The organism is Yersinia sp. FDAARGOS_228, from assembly GCF_002073315.2.
In the GTDB taxonomy this organism is placed as follows: domain Bacteria; phylum Pseudomonadota; class Gammaproteobacteria; order Enterobacterales; family Enterobacteriaceae; genus Yersinia; species Yersinia intermedia.
Window position 1 is genome coordinate 3,011,123 of sequence record NZ_CP020409.2, and the last position, 19,059, is coordinate 3,030,181.

Sequence of the window (19,059 nt, forward strand, 5' to 3'; positions counted from 1 at the left end):
ATGGATGACGCCATCTGAATTCGCCGAGAAATCTGTCGATTGCCAGAATATACAGCTAACCTGAAGCCAGTTATTCCTGATTATGACTGGATCATATTCGGTGTCAGGGTCATTAAGTGTTAGAAAAGTATTAATATATCAACATACTAACAGATAGTCGGTTTTTTGTTTCTGATAAAGTTTGATTGAATGAGATGATTGACTTTAGAGCAGTACTTATTAAATTGATTGTAATGGTTCTATTAATTATTAACTAATAATTAGTGTCGATATTTAAATTAGCAAGAGAATGGTTTTTTTATTATGGAAACCTACGCTAGCATTCAATGATTTTTTCTAAATAAATTAGATTATTCTTATTGAATGCCAGTTTTATATTTATCTTATGGCTGTAATTTAATGATATGGATGGTTATCGTAGTGCATTCTTGGACCGCCACCGCCACCGCCACCGCCACCGCCATGCGGCGGGAATATACAGCAAGCTGATAATGTGGCGCTTAATATGATTACTGTCACCATTAATGCTATAGACCGCATTTTGTTTGCTCTGCCTTTTATTTACCAGTTAAGCTTATCATAATAATTTAATATGATGATTATTACTGTCAGATAAACGTTAAGACATGTTAGTAATAGTGGTGAATAAGAATATCTGACATGTAAGGTATGTATAGTTTTCGTAAGTGACATGAAATGAAAGTGAAAAGGGTGGGTTGTCTGATAGAGGGTTTTTATTTTCACTGATATAAATTCATTAACTGCTAAATAATATATTTGGATGTGTATGAAAAAATATCTGCTATTACTTGGGGCGTTGGCATTAATGCCACTGTTTGCACAGGCAGAGGTGTCACTTGATATCAATATCCCTGGCGTCAGCGTGCACTTAGGGGATCAGGACAATCGAGGTTATTACTGGGATGGCTACGATTGGCGCCCGCCGCAGTGGTGGCATGAACATCGTGGCGGTCATATTGGTGATCGTAATGAACGTGGCTATTATTGGGACGGTGGTCGTTGGCAGCACCCACAAACACAAGATGGTCGTAATCCGTTCCGTGGGCAGCAGCATGGGGATCAAAACCATAATGAGCGTGGCGAACATGTTAATTCGCCACAGCACAATAATGATAATCGTGGGCGTGGTCAGTCGGCGGATGATGGACGCCAACGTGCTGCTAAGCAAGGTGGGCCAAATAATGGCGGTGGTCAGCCACTCTATCCACCGCAAAATAGTGGTCAACGCTAACAGCAAATACGTGATGAACGCTAACTTTGCCTCTAAAATCAGCGGCTCAGTTAGCGTTTTCTCCCAGTAAACGTCTTATTCTTCATGCAAAACTTCCCCTTGCCGCGTTAACCCCCTACTATCAGTGCCTGGCGATGGGCATCAGGCCTAATCTTTATGAGACATCTTCAGGTTTATCCTGATACAGCGGCCGAGGATGTAATGCAGACCAGTCAGTTATTTACCTCACTTCAACAGCGGCAACAACAGCGGGATTACCGTTACCTTAAAGGGTTGGTTATCATACTTTTTTTGGCTCTGATAGTCAGTTTGTGTGCTGGCGATACTTGGATTTGGCCTCGCCAGTGGTTCAGCGAGCGTGGGCAGTTGTTCGTCTGGCAGTTGCGCTTGCCCCGGAGCTTAGCCGTGATGATGGTGGGTGCAAGCCTTGCGGTATCGGGTGCTGTAATGCAGGCACTGTTTGAAAATCCATTAGCTGAACCCGGTTTGTTGGGAGTGGCGAATGGGGCCGGCGTTGCATTGGTTATGGCGGTATTGCTAGGGCATGGATTGTTGCCTATCTGGTTTTTAAGTGGCTGTGCCATAGCCGGAGCCTTACTGATGACGGTGCTGCTACTAGGCTTTGCACGCAGGCGCTTATTAACTAATGCTCGTTTGTTACTGGTCGGTGTTGCATTGGGGATCGTGTGCAGTGCGGTGATGACATGGGCTGTCTATTTTAGCACTAGCCTGGATTTACGGCAGTTGATGTATTGGATGATGGGGGGATTTAGCGGCATAGATTGGCGACAGCAGGGATTAGTCGTGGCACTGTTGCCGATAGTTGTATGGCTATGTTGTCAGGGCCGAGTGCTCAACTTTATGTCATTGGGTGAGCAGCAAGCAAGGCAGTTGGGAATCCCTCTCCATTTGTGGCGGAACTTATTAGTGCTGGCTATCGGTTTGCTGGTTGGCATCAGCGTTGCCCTAGCGGGTGTTATCAGTTTTATTGGCTTGGTAATCCCCCATATCTTGCGGTTGACGGGCTTAACCGACCAACGCCGCCTACTAACCGGATGTGCATTGGCTGGCGGCGGAATACTGTTGTTTGCTGATGTTATCGCGCGTATAGCGTTATTCTCGGCGGAACTGCCAATTGGTGTGGTAACAGCAACCTTAGGTTCGCCATTATTTATCTGGTTGCTGACACGAGTGAAAAGTGTAAAGTGATCGGCCTTACACCTATTTTATCTTCTTGTAAGTTCACCTGTATAACATCGCTGAATAAGGATCCTTCCTGATGAGTAATCCAATTTATTCCATCCCTGTTAAAACCATTGAAAGTGAATCTATTCTGCTGGAAAAGTATAAGGGCTCAGTTCTATTGGTCGTTAATGTGGCTTCTCAATGTGGTCTGACTAAGCAGTATGAAGGGCTTGAAAACCTTTATAAAACATATCATCAGCAAGGTTTTGAAGTTTTAGGGTTTCCGAGCAATGAGTTCGCGGGGCAAGAACCGGGCAGTGATGAAGAGATACAAGCCTTCTGCCGAGGCACATTTGGGGTTGAGTTTCCGATGTTTAGTAAAATTGAGGTCAATGGTTCGCAACGACACCCTTTATACCAGCAATTGATTGCGGCTAAATCTGTTGCAGTAAAACCGGCAGGGAGCGAGTTTTATCAACGCTTAGCCAGTAAAGGGCGTGAACCAAAGCAACCAGGTGATATTCTGTGGAATTTTGAGAAATTCTTGATTAGTCGCGAGGGTGTCGTACTTGAACGTTTTGCTCCCGATATGACACCAGAAGATCCGATTCTAATCGGTGCAATGACTCAAGCGTTAGCCAACAACTAATTTCCGACAACAGGTTTATTTTGATGCTATTGCAACTCAGCAATGTCAATGTAGAAACACGCCTTGCCCCTTTTTCTGCTGAAGTGGCTGCCGGGTTGCAAATTCATCTGATAGGCCCAAATGGGGCAGGGAAAAGTACCTTGTTGGCGGCTTTAGCGGGCTTGCTGCCTGCGCATGGGGATATTTTACTGGCAGGGCAGCCGCTGACCCTTTATGCAGGGCATGACTTGGCCCGTTCACGAGGTTATCTAAGTCAACAGCAATCAGCCCTGACTTTAATGCCCGTTTTCCAATATCTCGCGCTTTACCAGCCTGTCGGCGCTGCACCAGATGCGGTAGCGGCAACGATTGGCTATCTCTGTCAAAAATTGCGCTTAACCGACAAATTGCCAAGAATGCTATCACAGCTTTCAGGTGGTGAGTGGCAGCGCGTTCGGTTGGCGGCAGTATTCCTGCAAGTTTGGCCTGATATCAATTCTGACAGCAAACTGTTATTACTCGATGAACCCTATACCGGACTCGATGTGGCGCAAAAAGTGGCGCTAGATGGGCTACTTGCTGAGTTTTGTGCGGCAGGGCGCAGCGCTATCATCAGTGCTCATGACCTTAACCATACTTTACAACAGGCCGATCAGGTTTGGTTGATGTCTAAAGGGAGCGTGCTTGCGCAGGGGGGGGCTAAACAGGTAATGGAGGCAAATATTCTGTCTGACGTATTTGAAGTGGACTTTCAAATTCACAGCTTTGAGCTTCAGAATTGGATTGTTACAAAAAGCATGTGACGCTTACATCTATTTATCAAGTTCTATTGGTAGTTGGAAATTAATTCCCTGTACTTTTAATTCACATTTCTATTATCTGCGGCGTTTACTTCTCACTTTACACGGATAAAGTCAATTAAATCATCACCTTTGTACCTTCTGTAGGGTTTTGTGTCAGTTGTTTTATTTTAAGATAAAAATCACTTCACGCTCGGTGATGGTGACCTTTCTGATGATCTCTGAGATAAAAAAGACAGTCTTAAGGTTTATTTAAGGTTAATGGACTAAAGTTGAGCTAGAAAACCATGCGTTTATCTGATTGACGTTTAGTTTTCGTTAACTTGCGTGGGCATATAGTTGCCGATAGCTCTAGTGTCCTAAGGGATTATTTAATGCAGAATTTTTTACCTTTCTCACGCCCGTCGATTGGTACGGAAGAAATTAATTCGGTCGTAAATGTATTAGGTTCAGGTTGGATAACCACCGGACCGCAGAATCAGCAATTAGAGGCTAATTTTTGTGATGCGTTTGGTTGCAAACATGCCATTGCTGTCTGTTCGGCTACGGCGGGAATGCATATCACCTTGATGGCCTTGGGTATTGGCCCAGGGGATGAAGTTATCACCCCGTCCCAAACGTGGGTTTCTACTCTCAATATGATTGTGTTACTGGGCGCTGAGCCGGTAATGATTGATGTTGATCGCGACACTTTAATGGTAAATGCTGCGGATGTTGAAGCAGCTATCACCGCAAAAACCAAAGCCATTATCCCAGTACATTATGCAGGCGCTCCCTGTGATCTTGATGCTTTGCGTTTAGTTGCTCAGCGTCGAGGTATCCCACTGATTGAAGATGCGGCCCACGCTGCGGGCACCCGCTATGGGAATCAATGGGTCGGAGAGAAGGGCACAGCCATTTTTTCTTTCCATGCCATTAAAAACATGACTTGTGCTGAAGGCGGTTTAATTGCCACCGACGATGATGAGCTAGCCGACAAAGTACGGCAACTTAAGTTTCATGGCTTGGGGGTGGATGCTTTTGATCGACAGCTACAAGGGCGCAGCCCACAGGCCGAAGTCATAGTGCCTGGCTATAAATATAACTTATCTGATATTCACGCAGCGATTGCTGTAGTGCAACTCAAACGTTTACCTGAAATCAATGCTCGCCGCCAAGAATTAGTCACTCAATATTATAAGGCATTGAATGACTCGCCCTTGCAACCCCTTGCTGTTCCCGGCTACGCCCATCAGCACGCATGGCACCTGTTTATGGTGCGCGTTGATGAACAGCGCTGTGGAATTAGTCGAGACTCTCTGATGGAGCGGTTGAAAGCGTTAGGTATTGGTACTGGCCTTCATTTTCGCGCAGCGCACACTCAAAAGTATTATCGCGAGCGTTATCCGAACCTGAACTTACCCAATACCGAGTGGAATTCCGCCAGATTATGCACATTGCCCCTTTTCCCCGACATGCTGGACAGTGATGTTGAGCGGGTGGTTGATGCATTGGCAACTATTATAGGGCCGCACCGTGTTTCAAAATGAAGAAATCAAAAAAGTATCAATAGTTATCCCTGTTTATAACGAGCAAGAGAGCTTGCCAGCATTAATAGAGAGGACATCGGCTGCCTGTAAGTTACTCACCCAAGCTTATGAAATTATTTTGGTTGATGATGGGAGCAGTGATAGTTCTGCTGAAATGCTGACAGCAGCAGCGAACGAACCAGAAAGCTGCATAATCGCAGTTTTGCTGAATCGTAATTATGGTCAGCATTCTGCCATTATGGCTGGATTCAATCAGGCTAGCGGTGATTTGGTTATTACACTTGATGCTGATCTGCAAAACCCGCCAGAGGAAATTCCGCGGCTGGTTAGTGTGGCCGAAGAGGGTTACGACGTCGTCGGTACGGTGCGCGCTAACCGGCAGGATTCACTGTTTCGCAAAACAGCCTCCCGTTTAATTAATTTAATGATTCAGCGGGCTACAGGAAAGTCGATGGGTGATTACGGCTGCATGTTGCGGGCTTATCGTCGCCATATCGTAGAGGCGATGTTACACTGTCACGAACGCAGTACATTTATCCCTATCCTGGCAAATACCTTTGCTCGCCGTACCACTGAAATTACTGTGCACCACGCAGAGCGCGAGTTCGGTGACTCAAAATACAGTCTGATGAAACTCATCAATCTAATGTATGACTTGATAACCTGTCTGACAACGACACCATTACGTCTGTTAAGCCTGGTGGGGAGTGTCATTGCGCTTTCTGGTTTTACTCTTGCAGTGCTGTTAGTCGTTTTACGCTTGGTATTTGGCCCAGAATGGGCTGGCGGCGGTGTCTTTACACTCTTTGCCGTGTTGTTCATGTTCATCGGAGCCCAATTCGTTGGTATGGGGCTACTTGGTGAATACATCGGTCGTATTTATAACGATGTGCGCGCGCGTCCACGTTATTTCATACAAAAAGTAGTCGGCGCAGAGCAGACCGACAATAATCAGGAAGTAGAGAAATGAAAGCGATTGTATTTGCCTATCATGATATTGGCTGTGTAGGCCTAAAAGCATTAGTAGAAGCAGGTTACGATATTCAGGCGGTATTTACCCATACGGATGATCCGAATGAAAATCGCTTTTTCTCTTCAGTCGCGCGTGTTGCTGCTGATTTAGAACTCCCTGTATTTGCGCCAGATGATGTCAATCATCCGTTATGGATTGAGCGTATTAAGCTATTGCAACCTGATGTTATTTTCTCTTTCTATTATCGTAATATGCTGTGTGAGGAAATTTTGTCATCAGCACCGCAAGGAGGATTTAATTTACACGGGTCCTTGTTGCCTAAATACCGTGGCCGTGCTCCGATTAACTGGGCGCTGGTTAATGGGGAGACCGAAACCGGTGTAACCCTGCACCAAATGGTAAAAAAAGCTGATGCGGGGCCAATTGTGGGCCAGCAGAAAGTTATTATCAGCGATGATGATACTGCATTGACATTACATGCAAAAATGCGCGAAGCATCGCAAGAATTGCTGCGTGATATATTGCCTAAAATGAAGCGTTCTTCGCTGCATCCAACACCACAAAAAGAAGCTGATGCCAGCTATTTTGGCCGTCGGACTGCTGCGGATGGAGAGGTTAATTGGCACAAGTCAGCATCAGATATCAATAATTTGGTTCGCGCAGTGACTGAGCCATACCCTGGCGCATTCAGTTATCTTGGTCAGCGTAAACTTATCATCTGGCGTGCACGACCACTGACGGTAGCACATGGGAAGTTGCCTGGTACCGTACTCTCAATTTCACCTTTGGTTGTTGCTTGTGGTGAAGGTGCGCTGGAGATTGTTACTGGTCAGGGCGATGCTGGTTTGTATGTCCAGGGCAGTCGTTTAGCCCAAGAAATGGGTATTGTCACAGATGTGCGCTTAGCCAATAAGCCAAGTAAAGCTCTGAAAAGACGTACCCGTGTACTTATCCTTGGTGTAAACGGCTTCATTGGTAACCACTTAACTGAGCGTTTGTTGCGCGATAACCGCTACGAAGTATACGGTTTGGATATTGGTTCTGATGCTATTAGTCGTTTCTTGGATAATCCTTTCTTCCATTTCGTGGAGGGGGATATCAGCATTCATTCCGAATGGATTGAATATCACATTAAAAAGTGTGATGTTATTCTGCCGTTGGTGGCTATTGCGACGCCAATTGAATATACCCGTAATCCATTGCGTGTTTTCGAATTAGATTTTGAAGAAAATTTAAAAATTGTTCGCGATTGTGTTAAATACAATAAACGCATTGTCTTCCCATCCACTTCTGAAGTTTATGGTATGTGTGATGACAAAGAGTTTAACGAAGATAGCTCTCGGTTGATTGTGGGGCCAATTAACAAACAGCGCTGGATATATTCAGTATCCAAACAGTTATTGGATCGCGTTATCTGGGCTTATGGTGCCAAAGAGAATCTTAGATTCACACTGTTCCGTCCATTTAACTGGATGGGACCACGCCTGGATAACCTTGATGCTGCTCGTATTGGCAGTTCCCGCGCCATTACACAACTTATATTAAATCTGGTCGAAGGCTCTCCTATTCAACTGGTTGATGGTGGCGCGCAAAAACGCTGCTTTACTGATATTCATGATGGCATTGAAGCGCTATTTCGCATTATTGAGAACAATGATGGCTGCTGTGATGGGCAGATAATTAATATTGGTAACCCGACCAATGAGGCAAGTATTCGTGAATTGGCAGAAATGCTACTGAGTAGTTTTGAAAAACATGAATTACGCAGTCACTTCCCTCCGTTTGCGGGCTTTAAAGATATTGAAAGCAGCGCATATTATGGCAAAGGCTATCAGGATGTTGAATATCGCACGCCAAGTATCACGAATGCGCGCCGTATTTTACATTGGCAGCCAGAAATTGCCTTGCAGCAAACTGTCACCGAAACATTGGATTTCTTCCTTCGCGGTGCTGTAGTTGAGCTGAGTGAAACCCCAAAGGATGAGCATCACCTATGAAGCAAGTTGGACTAAGGATTGATGTGGATACCTACCGTGGAACAAAAGAAGGTGTGCCATCATTACTTGCTGTATTGGAAAAGTATGATATCAGTGCCAGCTTTTTCTTCAGTGTTGGTCCAGATAACATGGGGCGCCACTTGTGGCGCCTTTTCCGTCCCCGTTTCTTGTGGAAGATGCTGCGTTCAAATGCTGCGTCGCTTTATGGTTGGGATATTTTACTGGCAGGAACCGCCTGGCCGGGTAAAAAAATCGCTAAAGACCTTGGCTCATTAATGAAAGCCACATTACAAGCAGAGCATGAGGTTGGTTTACATGCCTGGGATCATCAAGGCTGGCAAGCTAAAGTTGCATCCTGGTCAACGCAACAGCTAACTGAACAGGTACAATTGGGTGTGGATGCATTGCAGCACAGTATTGGGCAGCCAGTTACGTGTTCTGCGGCTGCTGGATGGCGTGCTGACTCTCGGGTATTAGCCATAAAGCAGCCGTTCTCTTTTCGTTATAACAGCGATTGTCGTGGTACACATCCTTTCCGCCCTCTGTTGCCTGATGGCAACCTTGGCAGCGTACAAATCCCAGTGACGTTGCCAACGTACGATGAAGTCGTCGGCAGTGAGGTTCGTGCCGAGGATTTTAATGATTTCATCATTGAAGCTATTTTGCGTGATAGAGGTGTCTCGGTTTATACCATTCATGCTGAAGTGGAAGGGATGTCTCAGGCGGCGATGTTTGAGCAATTATTAGTCCAGGCGAAAAAACAAGGTATACAGTTTTGCCCACTTCGAGAACTATTACCCGATGATTTGGATTCATTGCCAATAGGGACAGTCGAACGTACAACCTTTCCTGGCCGAGAGGGCTGGTTAGGGTGTCAGTCAGATATTAAGGATGTTGGATGAGATTATTAAAAGGTGGCGGAGCCGCCCTGCTGGCGCTGTTCTTTGCTCTTATTTATTTATTGCCAATCAATAGCCGTTTACTGTGGCAGCCTGACGAAACGCGCTATGCTGAAATTAGCCGGGAAATGTTGCAACGTGGTGATTGGATAGTGCCGCATTTTCTGGGGATTCGTTATTTCGAAAAACCTATCGCGGGTTATTGGTTTAATAATATTAGCCAGTGGATATTTGGTGACACTAATTTCGCCGTCCGATTTGGTTCCATTTTTAGTACCGCCCTGAGTGCAATATTAGTCTATTGGTTGGCGACTTTATTGTGGCGTAATCGCTCTACATCAGTATTGGCGACATTAATTTATCTCTCCATGTTGTTGGTATTTAGTATCGGCTCCTATGCGGTATTGGACCCGATGATTTCATTATGGCTGACCGCTTCAATGGTCTGTTTTTATCTCACATTACGAGCAGAAACCTCGACGCAAAAGGTTGGCGCTTACCTTTTGCTCGGCCTTGCCTGTGGCATGGGCTTTATGACCAAAGGTTTTCTCGCGTTGGCCGTGCCGGTTATTTCAGTATTGCCTATTGTCATACAGCAAAAGCGAATAAAAGATCTCATCATTTTTGGTCCGATCGCGGTATTGGGTGCGGTAATTTTGAGCTTGCCGTGGGCATTGGCAATTGCGCAACGTGAACCTGATTTCTGGCATTACTTCTTCTGGGTTGAACATATTCAGAGGTTCGCTGAAAAAGATGCTCAACATAAAGCGCCTATCTGGTATTACCTGCCTATTCTGTGCATTGGGGTATTGCCGTGGTTGGGGTTATTACCGGGTGCGGTACTTAAAGGATGGCGTGAACGGGTGGCAAAACCTGAACTGTTTTTCTTGCTCAGTTGGGTCATCATGCCGTTGCTATTTTTCAGTGTGGCTAAAGGAAAACTCCCGACATATATCTTGCCATGTATGGCGCCATTATCTTTACTGATGGCTGCATACGCAACAGACTGTGCCAGTAACATGCGTATGCGCGTACTGAAGATAAATGGTGCGATAAATCTTATTTTCGGATTAGTTTGCGCGCTGGCGGTGCTGGTTATTGGTTTGGGGTTAGTGGGGCACATGGTTGCTTATGGGCCGCAAGAGCATCAGAAAGTTATACTGGCGATAGTCGCCTTTGTTGGCTGGGGGTTAGTCGGGTTTATAACCTTGTATAATAACGCTCGTTATTGGCGTTGGGCTGCTGCCTGCCCATTACTGTTGGTTTTGCTGGTGGGTTATCTGATTCCTCAGCAGGTTATTGACTCCAAACAACCGCAAAACTTTATCCAGAATAATTTTGATGCACTGAGCAGTAGCCGTTATGTACTTACCGATAGCGTTGGTGTAGCGGCGGGGTTAGCGTGGCAACTGAAACGTAGCGATATACTCATGTTCAGCGAAAAGGGCGAGCTGTCTTATGGGCTGAACTACGCTGACAGCAAAGATAAATACATTAACGATAAAGATTTTAGTGAATGGTTGGCTCATGCAAGGCGGCAAGGTGATGTATCGTTAGTTGTACAATTATCTCGCGGTGAGGGCATCCCTGCCCATTATCCGGTAGCCGACAAGGTTAATTTAATGAATCGTTTGGCACTTTTGTGGTACCAAAAGACACCATGACAAGTTATCTGCTCTTGATAGTGGTTAGTTTATTGACCTGTGCGGGGCAACTGTGTCAGAAGCAAGCAGCGCAATGCTGGGATCGGCCAAGTGATAAACGGCTAGCCCCAACACTGCGTTGGCTTACCATTGCACTAATACTGCTTGGTTTAGGGATGTTATTCTGGCTGCGTTTATTGCAACATCTGCCTTTGAGTGTGGCTTATCCGCTATTAAGCTTTAATTTTGTGTTGGTGACCTTGGCCGCGCAGCTGTTTTATGGCGAGAAGACAACTTCTCGCCATTGGCTTGGCGTTGCCTCCATTATGTTTGGCATCCTTTTGATTAGTTGGTATTAATGAAAGGTTATCTATGGGGAATAGGCAGTGTAATATTGGTGACCATTGCCCAATTAATGCTTAAATGGGGGATGATGCATACCCCATTAATATCACTGGCAGATATTAATGTTCAATTTTTAGCTCATCATTTAACACAGTTAATAGCGGTAACTTGCGGGTTAACCGGTTATGCCTTATCGATGTTGTGCTGGTTTTTTGCACTAAGGTATCTGCCACTCAGTCGGGCCTATCCATTACTCAGTCTGAGTTATGCGTTAGTCTATTTAGCCGCAGTATGGCTACCTGAGTTCAATGAGTCGGCGACATTACTGAAAACGTTAGGGGCAGGTTTCATTCTATTGGGGATATGGCTGATTCATACAAAACCAATAAAGAACGATTAAATCTATTATCTCATTCATATAACTTGTTTTTTCCAAACTCGATAGCTAAATTAGCGATACTGGTGCCTATCTCTAGCCAGATGTAGCGCCGAATAGCTTGCTGTCTGGCGCATTGGCTAAGCCTTACCTTTGGTGATATCTCGATGCGGATGCGTTGCTGGATCTTTTTGATGAGTATGATTCTTGCTGGTTGTAGCAGCCATGCTCCAACACCAAGTGGTCACTTGTCTGATTCTATTGTGGTAGTTGCTAAACTGAATGAACAACTGCGTCAATGGGAAGGAACGCCATATCGTAATGGTGGGCTGGATCAAAACGGCGTTGATTGCTCTGGGTTTGTTTACCGCACTTTCCGCGATCGTTTTGATATGCAATTACCCCGGACGACTGTAGCGCAAACCACGCTAGGCACTAAAGTGGGTCGTGATGAGCTGATGCCTGGTGACTTGGTGTTCTTCAAAACCGGCAGTGGACAAAATGGATTGCATGTTGGTATTTACGATACGAATGATGAGTTTATTCATGCTTCAACGAGTAAAGGTGTGATCCGCTCATCGCTGGAGAATGTTTACTGGAAACGTGTTTACTGGCAAGCGCGCCGTATTTGATGCTTTTTTGCTTGAATCCTTAGTTAATACAGAATGAATCCTCGAACCTAAAGATATCAGTGTGGGTTATGTTATCTTAATGGCTGCTTATTTTGGTTCGGAGCCGCGTTTATGTCATCCCTTCGCTTACTCATTTCTGATTCTTATGATCCCTGGTTTAATCTGGCTGTAGAAGAGTGTATTTTCCGCCAAATGTCTCCAGATCAGCGAGTGCTCTTTTTGTGGCGGAATGCTGATACCGTGGTGATCGGGCGTGCTCAGAATCCATGGAAAGAGTGCAATACCCGTCGCATGGAGCAAGATGGTGTGAAGCTGGCTCGGCGCAGCAGTGGCGGTGGGGCGGTATTCCATGATTTGGGTAATACCTGTTTTACCTTTATGGCCGGCAAACCTGAATATGATAAAACAGTATCCACTCAAATTATTCTTAATGCTTTGGCATCGCTCGGAATTCAGGCCACAGCTTCAGGTCGTAATGATTTGGTGGTTAAGAACGGTGATGATGAGCGCAAAGTATCGGGATCGGCTTATAAAGAGACCAAAGATCGTGGTTTTCATCATGGCACATTGTTATTGAGTGCGGACCTGAGCCGTTTGGCCGATTACCTTAATCCTGATCCGAAAAAATTGCAGGCTAAAGGGATTACGTCAGTTCGTTCTCGCGTGACTAATCTGGTAGAGCTGTTACCAGGGATTGACCACCAGCAGATCTCTGTTGCCATTGAACAGGCTTTTTTCGATTATTACGATGAACAGGTATCAGCGGAAATAATATCCCCACAAGTATTGCCCAACCTACCGGGTTTTACTGAGCAATTTGCCAAACAGAGTAGCTGGGAATGGAATTTTGGTCAGGCACCTGCCTTTAGTCACTTAGTTGATACCCGCTTTGTTTGGGGCGGAATTGAACTACATTTCGATGTATTACAGGGTGCCATTGATCGTTGCCAAATTTTTACGGACAGTTTGAATCCTGCCCCGCTGGAGGCGTTGGCTGAGCGCCTACAAGGGGTGATGTATCGTCCTGATACTATTAATGCGGTTTGCCTGCGATTAAGCGATGATTTCCCTGAATCATACGCCGAGTTGTTGCAAGTTCGTCATTGGCTGGCTGAGGTATTACGTTGATGACATCCTTTAAGGGCATTGAGTCTGATAGCAGTTCCAAAGCAGAGAACCCGTCTGAGTTTGAGGATGCTCCTCAATTTAATAATAGCTACGGGCAGCAACTCAGCGGTTTTTATACTTACTTGCAGCCAACACCGTTAAGGGGGGCACACTTGCTGTACCATAGTGCCCCTTTGGCGCAGGAGCTTGGGCTGGATGAGAGTTGGTTTAGTCTGCCGAAAGCCGCCATATGGGCTGGAGAGGCTTTGTTATCAGGTATGGAACCGCTGGCACAAGTATATAGCGGTCACCAGTTTGGTGTATGGGCGGGGCAGCTTGGCGACGGTCGTGGCATTTTGCTGGGGGAACAGCAGCTCAGTGATGGTCGCAGTATGGACTGGCATCTGAAAGGTGCAGGGTTAACACCTTATTCCCGCATGGGGGATGGGCGTGCAGTTTTGCGCTCAGTTGTCCGTGAGTTTTTAGCTTCCGAAGCATTGCATCATTTAGGAATACCTACCAGCCGCGCACTGACCATCGTTACCAGCGAACATCCAGTCTACCGTGAGCAAGCGGAGCGAGGCGCTATGCTATTGCGGGTGGCTGAAAGCCATGTTCGCTTCGGCCATTTCGAACACTTCTATTATCGTCAGCAGCCTGCACAGGTTAAACAGCTAGCGGACTATGTGATTGCCCGCCACTGGCCACAATGCGCCGGGCAAGCAGAATGCTACTTGTTGTGGTTTACTGATGTGGTAAAACGCACGGCGCGTTTAATCGCCCAGTGGCAAACAATCGGTTTTGCTCATGGTGTTATGAATACCGATAATATGTCGATTCTTGGTATTACTATGGACTATGGTCCATTCGGTTTTCTGGATGACTATGTTCCGGGATATATTTGCAATCATTCCGATCATCAAGGGCGCTATGCATTCGATAATCAACCAGCGGTCGCATTATGGAACCTGCATCGGCTAGGGCAGGCGCTGTCCGGCTTAATGTCGGTGGAACAGTTGCAGTTGGCACTGAGCGCTTACGAGCCAGAGTTAATGGCAGCTTACGGCCAACAGATGCGCGCTAAATTAGGTTTCGTCGAAAGCAGCAGTCAAGATAACGAACTACTGACAGAATTATTGAGTTTGATGACCCAAGAGGGCCGAGACTATACCCGCACATTCCGTTTGTTGAGTCAGGTTGAAATGCATTCGGCACAATCGCCGCTACGTGATGATTTTATCGATAGAGCCGGTTTTGACAGTTGGTACAGTCGTTATCGTGCACGTTTGCAACAAGAACCGATTGACGATGCTCAGCGTCAGTATTTGATGAAAGCAGTGAACCCGAAATATATATTGCGTAACTATCTGGCACAGCAAGCGATCGACCACGCCGAAAAGGATGATATTCAGCCATTGCAGCGCCTGCATCAGGCATTGCAGCACCCTTTTGCCGAACAGCCTGAATTTGATGATTTGGCTAAGTTACCTCCAGATTGGGGGAAACATCTGGAGATATCTTGCTCCAGTTAGTCACTATCGATGGCAGGGATATTCCCTGCCATCGTATTCCTCTGGGCACAAAGAGGGTTACAACCCGTGCAAAAACGCTTTCGTATCAATCGGGTTGCGCCGCAGCACGCAATTGTTTCATTACCGCTGGCGTGTGAAGGCCGAAACTCAATAATGCTCTATCATCCAGTATTAACACCTGACGTTGCTGACCCGCTGGGGTAAGCGCAATTCCGGGAATGCGCCAGACGTTATCAACCCCGCCCAGTGATATCACCCCATGAGTGGTCATAATCAGCAAATCTGGCGCACTGGCAATAATCCCCTCCTGTGACAGCGGGCGATAGCCTGCAAACTCATGTATCGCATTCTTAAGTCCAGTACGACGAAATAAGGTATCGGCAGGGGTGTGCGTACCGGCCGCCAGTGGCGGGATCCCAGCATGACTCATAATAAATAAGACCTTGACCGGCAAAGGCGTAGACATGATCTCTGCCAGTTGTTGCTGATAATGCTGTATCAGTTGCTGGCCTTTTTGTGCTTGATTCAACGTGGCGGCAATCAGTTGTATTTTAGCGGGCACCCCTTCTGGCGTGGTATCCACTGGGATATAGACCACGTTGATACCGCTTGCCTCAACTTGGCGCAGCGCGCTTGAAGCGGATGCGCGCGTGGTGCTTAACACCAGTGTCGGTTTTAAAGCGAGAATGCCTTCAGTATTGAGTTGCCGCATAAAACCCACATCCGGTAATTCTTTTAGCGCTTCAGGGCTAACACTGGCGCGATCTCTGGCAACAATATAGGCACCTACGCCTAATGCGTAGGTGATTTCAGAGACATCGTTACCGATAGTGATAATCCGTTGACTCGCCTGACAGTTTACCGCGATAACGACAGTTAATATCAACAACCATTTATTCATGTGTTGACTCTATAACCGTTAATTCTGCGAGTTGTTCAATCCACTGACTTTGCTCGGATTGACCTTCATTGCGCTGACCAAACACTTGTAAGATATGCTTACCCTGGTTATCGAGGAGTTCCAGACTTGAGATATAACCGTCCTTGGTGGGTTTGCGTGTTACCCAAATCTCTGCAATGGCATCTTTGTTTAAATACAGATTAAAGCGCTGATTAAGCACATTAATCGACAGTTGTCCGTCGGCATGTGTATTCCGTTCGACTATTAATTGTTCAATTACGCCGGTGAATATCTGTATACACCCACTGTTACCGACAAATAGCATTATCTCGTTCTGACGAGCTTGTGCCGCACGAAGTATTTGACTCAGTGACTGGTTATCAACCTGAAACGCCAAATCGTCGCCGACAGCACGGAAAGCCTGTTTACGGGTAATTTTGTGGCGTTTCAATAGCATAAAGAATTGATGGATATCATTCATTTTGCGCCACTCAGCATCAATAAGGGCGTTATTGAGAGGTGCTGTACCGCTGAGTTCCTGATCCCTGGGGTGTAGAACCAGCGGAGTGTTATCCGTGGCACGATATTTAGTCACTAATGCTTGCCAGGCATTAAGATCTGTCTCACCGATGCAATAGATTTGATGGATTGGATTACCCTGAAGATCAAAGCATTGAATACTATGTTGCTCACCTTGCGGTGTTGTCTCACACAGACTAAAAATGGCATCCCATTGGCGGAAAAACAGCCTTAAATCCAGGGCGCGTGGGTTAAGAATCAAGCCAAGGTGACCATGTAAACGCAAATTCTGATACTCACCGATTATCTCATGTCGCGCGCATTGATTGGCAGTGACCGACTTTGTTACCCCCACATGCGCTAATTCTGCCAACAATACGCTGGCACTGATATTTAAGCGTTCCATATCATGGCCGACACGGGCATATGCCAACTCTGCTTCGCTGACATTCAGGCTTTCTGCTAAATCACAGGTGGGTAATTGAGGGTTGAGCTGCTTTGCGCTCAGGTAACGTTGATACAGTGACATTTCCATTTATTCATTCCTTTAAGATAGTGCCGCAACCCGTGTTATCGGATACGGCAGGTGTCCTTGGAACCACTCAATATGGTTCGTTAAGTATGGTGGCTTTCCAGATCAGGCGCTATATACAGTTTGGGTGAAATATCACCATTGATAGCTGATCAGTAATTTGGCATTACGTCCATCCTGTGGGATTGCTTGTGGTGAGTAATGCACTTTATTGAATGCATTACCCAATACTGCGGTGGTGGTGATGCCATTCAAGGAGCCTTGCCCACGGTAGCTTAGGTAAAAGTCATGAACCGCATAGCCCGCTTGCGGCGCATAGGGGCGGCGTGACGATGTTTTGGCATCATTATTTTTCATAAATTTGGTGTTTTCAGCCATGGTTAATACCCAACCGGCGTTAAAACCGCTGCTCGCAATGGGGACATTAAGCCTGCTGGTGACGGTATCTGGATTGATACTGTTAATGAATTGGCGGGTGTCGAGATTAATAGCACGGGTACGGTTATAGGCCAGCGTCCAGTCAAACCATTGATTTTGGTAGTCCAGCGCTGCATCCCACCCCCAGCTTTTACTGCGCGGGATATTGATGTAGCCGGAGTAATTCTTACCAAAAAATTCGGTGTGGACTTCACTGGTGATACGGTCTTTGGCATCAATACTGAAGTAGCTGGCTTTGAATTCAACCGAATCATCATTGGACAATAATTGATCAAATGTCAAACCAAAACCCGCTTCGCGAGTGACGTTACTTTCGGGTTTTAGATTTGGATTGGGTCTCCAGCGATTGGCAAAAGGCCCCATAGAAAAATGGATTGAATCATTATAAAGCTCAGTCAGCGTTGGCGTACGGAACGCCTGACTGTAGGCACTAAACAACATCAGCCAATCAGTGGGTTTGAGGGTAACGGCTCCTTGAGTTGACCAATTTTTAGCTTCCCTATCAGCAAAACCGTTGCGGCTGTTTTTATAACTGTCGAAGCGGCTGCCTACCAGTAAGGTAATGGGTAAATCACGCAGTGTAACTTCGTCTTGTAACCAACCGGAGGAGAATTTGATTTCAGCGGGGGGGAAACTACGAATAACACCGCTCGGAACTTGCTCTTGATGATAGGTTTCAATGCCATAAGTGAATACATTTGCTGCGGGGCTGTGGGTAAATAGCATGCTGTTATTTTCCAGCTTTAAACCTCGGGTGATCTGTTTTCGGCGGCCATAGCCCTCACGATTGACGTTATCACTAATACTGATTTCGGAATGATAGAGTCGGGTGGTGGCATCCAGCCAGTCAAGGTGTTGTGGTTGCAGGCGGTAGGTTAATTCAGCATCACGTTGAAGGGTGGAACGATTCATCATTGGATTTTTATTAAATCTTAAGTCAGGCGCACTAAGATTAGCCATGCGCGGTTCTAGCGCTTGGTTATTGTAATAACGCAGGGCGGTGGTTAACGACTGGCTGCCAGAAAGAGCGGCGGTGCCTTTAAACATCAGGCTGTTAATCGTTTCATTATTCGGTGCTTCATTACCGTTGCCGTGGTAAGTATTGCCGACCTTACGTTTGCTTAGCGCGATAATGCCGTCAAGATGCTCTGTGCGGCCAAAAACGGACATCCCGGAGCCGATACTATGATAACCCGTGGCCCCATAGCCGCTAACTCGGAAGCCAAGATTTTGGCCATCTGCCAGCAAGTCGGCCGCATCAACAGTTTGGTAAGCAATCACCCCGCCCATGGCGCCACTGCCAAACCTAGATGTTGATGGGCTACGAATGACGCTGATTTGCTTTATCAGGGCCGGCTCAAGGAAGGTACCATTGATATTGGCACCATTAATGCCCTGACGAATACCATCGACCAGCACCATAACGCCATACTGATCATACCCCCTGAGATTTATATTTTGCCCGTTGGTGCGCCCAACACCGCCCACACTCACACCCGGTACGTTTTGCAGCATCTCTGCGGCGGTGGTGGCAGTTTGTTTTTGTGGCAATCTGGCATCAATGACGGTAACTGTGCCAGGGGTGCTAAAACTGTCCGTCACCGCTTGAGTTCCAGTAACCACCAGGGTGTGATTCTTACTCGTAGATGCTGAGTGAGCTGTTGCCAGTGGGGATAACGCTACGGTTATCGCCACACTGCATAAAGACAAACGAAAAAAACGAAGCATAAGCAACTCTCCATATGTTATTAAACATAATCAATAAGTTGCT

The 19,059-nt window shown here is 46.3% G+C and carries 17 protein-coding genes; 14 read left to right on the forward strand and 3 right to left on the reverse strand.

Annotation, left to right across the window (positions count from 1 at the left end; all coding sequences use genetic code 11):
- Nucleotides 1–787: 787 nt before the first annotated feature.
- The 14 genes from A6J67_RS13885 to A6J67_RS13950 all read left to right on the forward strand — a co-directional run bounded on the left by A6J67_RS13885 (nucleotide 788) and on the right by A6J67_RS13950 (nucleotide 14,898).
- Nucleotides 788–1,252 carry a DUF2502 domain-containing protein gene (locus A6J67_RS13885; RefSeq protein ID WP_050297001.1) on the forward strand — a complete coding sequence of 155 codons (465 nt, stop codon included), beginning with the start codon at nucleotides 788–790 and terminating at the stop codon, nucleotides 1,250–1,252.
- Between the two features lie 201 nt (nucleotides 1,253–1,453).
- Nucleotides 1,454–2,461, forward strand: coding sequence for a vitamin B12 ABC transporter permease BtuC (gene btuC, locus A6J67_RS13890; protein WP_005182838.1), 1,008 nt, complete (start codon nucleotides 1,454–1,456; stop codon nucleotides 2,459–2,461).
- A 70-nt stretch (nucleotides 2,462–2,531) separates the two neighbouring features.
- Nucleotides 2,532–3,086, forward strand: coding sequence for a glutathione peroxidase (locus A6J67_RS13895; protein WP_042569831.1), 555 nt, complete (start codon nucleotides 2,532–2,534; stop codon nucleotides 3,084–3,086).
- A 23-nt stretch (nucleotides 3,087–3,109) separates the two neighbouring features.
- Nucleotides 3,110–3,868, forward strand: coding sequence for a vitamin B12 ABC transporter ATP-binding protein BtuD (gene btuD, locus A6J67_RS13900; RefSeq protein ID WP_005182836.1), 759 nt, complete (start codon nucleotides 3,110–3,112; stop codon nucleotides 3,866–3,868).
- 371 nt (nucleotides 3,869–4,239) lie between these two features.
- Nucleotides 4,240–5,394, forward strand: a complete 1,155-nt coding sequence (gene arnB / locus A6J67_RS13905; protein WP_005182835.1) for a UDP-4-amino-4-deoxy-L-arabinose aminotransferase — start codon at nucleotides 4,240–4,242, stop codon at nucleotides 5,392–5,394.
- A complete protein-coding gene (gene arnC, locus A6J67_RS13910) occupies nucleotides 5,381–6,364 on the forward strand; it encodes an undecaprenyl-phosphate 4-deoxy-4-formamido-L-arabinose transferase (protein ID WP_032905795.1) in 984 nt (327 codons plus the stop codon). Before arnB ends, arnC begins: the two co-directional genes overlap by 14 nt.
- On the forward strand, nucleotides 6,361–8,364 hold the full coding sequence (gene arnA, locus A6J67_RS13915) for a bifunctional UDP-4-amino-4-deoxy-L-arabinose formyltransferase/UDP-glucuronic acid oxidase ArnA (protein ID WP_032905793.1): 2,004 nt from the start codon (nucleotides 6,361–6,363) through the stop codon (nucleotides 8,362–8,364). Before arnC ends, arnA begins: the two co-directional genes overlap by 4 nt.
- Nucleotides 8,361–9,266: a 4-deoxy-4-formamido-L-arabinose-phosphoundecaprenol deformylase gene (gene arnD, locus A6J67_RS13920; protein ID WP_032905791.1), complete on the forward strand. Its 906-nt coding sequence runs from the start codon at nucleotides 8,361–8,363 to the stop codon at nucleotides 9,264–9,266. Before arnA ends, arnD begins: the two co-directional genes overlap by 4 nt.
- Nucleotides 9,263–10,927, forward strand: a complete 1,665-nt coding sequence (arnT, locus tag A6J67_RS13925; protein ID WP_080608236.1) for a lipid IV(A) 4-amino-4-deoxy-L-arabinosyltransferase — start codon at nucleotides 9,263–9,265, stop codon at nucleotides 10,925–10,927. Before arnD ends, arnT begins: the two co-directional genes overlap by 4 nt.
- Nucleotides 10,924–11,265: a 4-amino-4-deoxy-L-arabinose-phosphoundecaprenol flippase subunit ArnE gene (arnE, locus tag A6J67_RS13930; protein WP_032905787.1), complete on the forward strand. Its 342-nt coding sequence runs from the start codon at nucleotides 10,924–10,926 to the stop codon at nucleotides 11,263–11,265. Before arnT ends, arnE begins: the two co-directional genes overlap by 4 nt.
- A complete protein-coding gene (gene arnF / locus A6J67_RS13935; RefSeq protein WP_005182829.1) occupies nucleotides 11,265–11,651 on the forward strand; it encodes a 4-amino-4-deoxy-L-arabinose-phosphoundecaprenol flippase subunit ArnF in 387 nt (128 codons plus the stop codon). Before arnE ends, arnF begins: the two co-directional genes overlap by 1 nt.
- A 143-nt stretch (nucleotides 11,652–11,794) precedes the next feature.
- Entirely contained in the window at nucleotides 11,795–12,259 is a 465-nt protein-coding gene (locus tag A6J67_RS13940) for an NlpC/P60 family protein (protein ID WP_005182828.1), read from the forward strand.
- Between the two features lie 111 nt (nucleotides 12,260–12,370).
- On the forward strand, nucleotides 12,371–13,387 hold the full coding sequence (locus A6J67_RS13945; protein ID WP_032905785.1) for a lipoate--protein ligase A: 1,017 nt from the start codon (nucleotides 12,371–12,373) through the stop codon (nucleotides 13,385–13,387).
- Nucleotides 13,387–14,898 carry a protein adenylyltransferase SelO gene (locus tag A6J67_RS13950; protein WP_050296998.1) on the forward strand — a complete coding sequence of 504 codons (1,512 nt, stop codon included), beginning with the start codon at nucleotides 13,387–13,389 and terminating at the stop codon, nucleotides 14,896–14,898. The genes A6J67_RS13945 and A6J67_RS13950 overlap by 1 nt, the downstream gene beginning before the upstream one ends.
- An 85-nt stretch (nucleotides 14,899–14,983) precedes the next feature.
- On the opposite strand, the gene A6J67_RS13955 is transcribed toward A6J67_RS13950, so the two are convergent.
- The 3 genes from A6J67_RS13955 to A6J67_RS13965 all read right to left on the reverse strand — a co-directional run bounded on the left by A6J67_RS13955 (nucleotide 14,984) and on the right by A6J67_RS13965 (nucleotide 19,016).
- The gene (locus tag A6J67_RS13955) at nucleotides 14,984–15,799 is read right to left on the reverse strand and encodes a heme/hemin ABC transporter substrate-binding protein (RefSeq protein WP_050073387.1); all 816 of its coding nucleotides are present in this window, start codon (nucleotides 15,797–15,799) and stop codon (nucleotides 14,984–14,986) included.
- Nucleotides 15,792–16,853 carry a hemin-degrading factor gene (locus A6J67_RS13960; RefSeq protein WP_050088343.1) on the reverse strand — a complete coding sequence of 354 codons (1,062 nt, stop codon included), beginning with the start codon at nucleotides 16,851–16,853 and terminating at the stop codon, nucleotides 15,792–15,794. Before A6J67_RS13960 ends, A6J67_RS13955 begins: the two co-directional genes overlap by 8 nt.
- A 132-nt stretch (nucleotides 16,854–16,985) precedes the next feature.
- On the reverse strand, nucleotides 16,986–19,016 hold the full coding sequence (locus A6J67_RS13965; RefSeq protein ID WP_050296997.1) for a TonB-dependent hemoglobin/transferrin/lactoferrin family receptor: 2,031 nt from the start codon (nucleotides 19,014–19,016) through the stop codon (nucleotides 16,986–16,988).
- Nucleotides 19,017–19,059: the final 43 nt, after the last annotated feature.

Coding starts and splice junctions, on each gene's coding strand:
- arnF (WP_005182829.1), top strand. CDS start 11,265: ATGAAAGGTTATCTATGGGGAATAGGCAGTGTAATATTGGTGACCATT.
- A6J67_RS13960 (WP_050088343.1), bottom strand. CDS start 16,853: ATGGAAATGTCACTGTATCAACGTTACCTGAGCGCAAAGCAGCTCAAC.
- arnE (WP_032905787.1), top strand. CDS start 10,924: ATGACAAGTTATCTGCTCTTGATAGTGGTTAGTTTATTGACCTGTGCG.
- A6J67_RS13965 (WP_050296997.1), bottom strand. CDS start 19,016: ATGCTTCGTTTTTTTCGTTTGTCTTTATGCAGTGTGGCGATAACCGTA.
- A6J67_RS13895 (WP_042569831.1), top strand. CDS start 2,532: ATGAGTAATCCAATTTATTCCATCCCTGTTAAAACCATTGAAAGTGAA.
- arnA (WP_032905793.1), top strand. CDS start 6,361: ATGAAAGCGATTGTATTTGCCTATCATGATATTGGCTGTGTAGGCCTA.
- A6J67_RS13945 (WP_032905785.1), top strand. CDS start 12,371: ATGTCATCCCTTCGCTTACTCATTTCTGATTCTTATGATCCCTGGTTT.
- btuC (WP_005182838.1), top strand. CDS start 1,454: ATGCAGACCAGTCAGTTATTTACCTCACTTCAACAGCGGCAACAACAG.
- A6J67_RS13940 (WP_005182828.1), top strand. CDS start 11,795: ATGCGGATGCGTTGCTGGATCTTTTTGATGAGTATGATTCTTGCTGGT.
- arnT (WP_080608236.1), top strand. CDS start 9,263: ATGAGATTATTAAAAGGTGGCGGAGCCGCCCTGCTGGCGCTGTTCTTT.
- btuD (WP_005182836.1), top strand. CDS start 3,110: ATGCTATTGCAACTCAGCAATGTCAATGTAGAAACACGCCTTGCCCCT.
- A6J67_RS13955 (WP_050073387.1), bottom strand. CDS start 15,799: ATGAATAAATGGTTGTTGATATTAACTGTCGTTATCGCGGTAAACTGT.
- arnB (WP_005182835.1), top strand. CDS start 4,240: ATGCAGAATTTTTTACCTTTCTCACGCCCGTCGATTGGTACGGAAGAA.
- arnD (WP_032905791.1), top strand. CDS start 8,361: ATGAAGCAAGTTGGACTAAGGATTGATGTGGATACCTACCGTGGAACA.
- A6J67_RS13950 (WP_050296998.1), top strand. CDS start 13,387: ATGACATCCTTTAAGGGCATTGAGTCTGATAGCAGTTCCAAAGCAGAG.
- A6J67_RS13885 (WP_050297001.1), top strand. CDS start 788: ATGAAAAAATATCTGCTATTACTTGGGGCGTTGGCATTAATGCCACTG.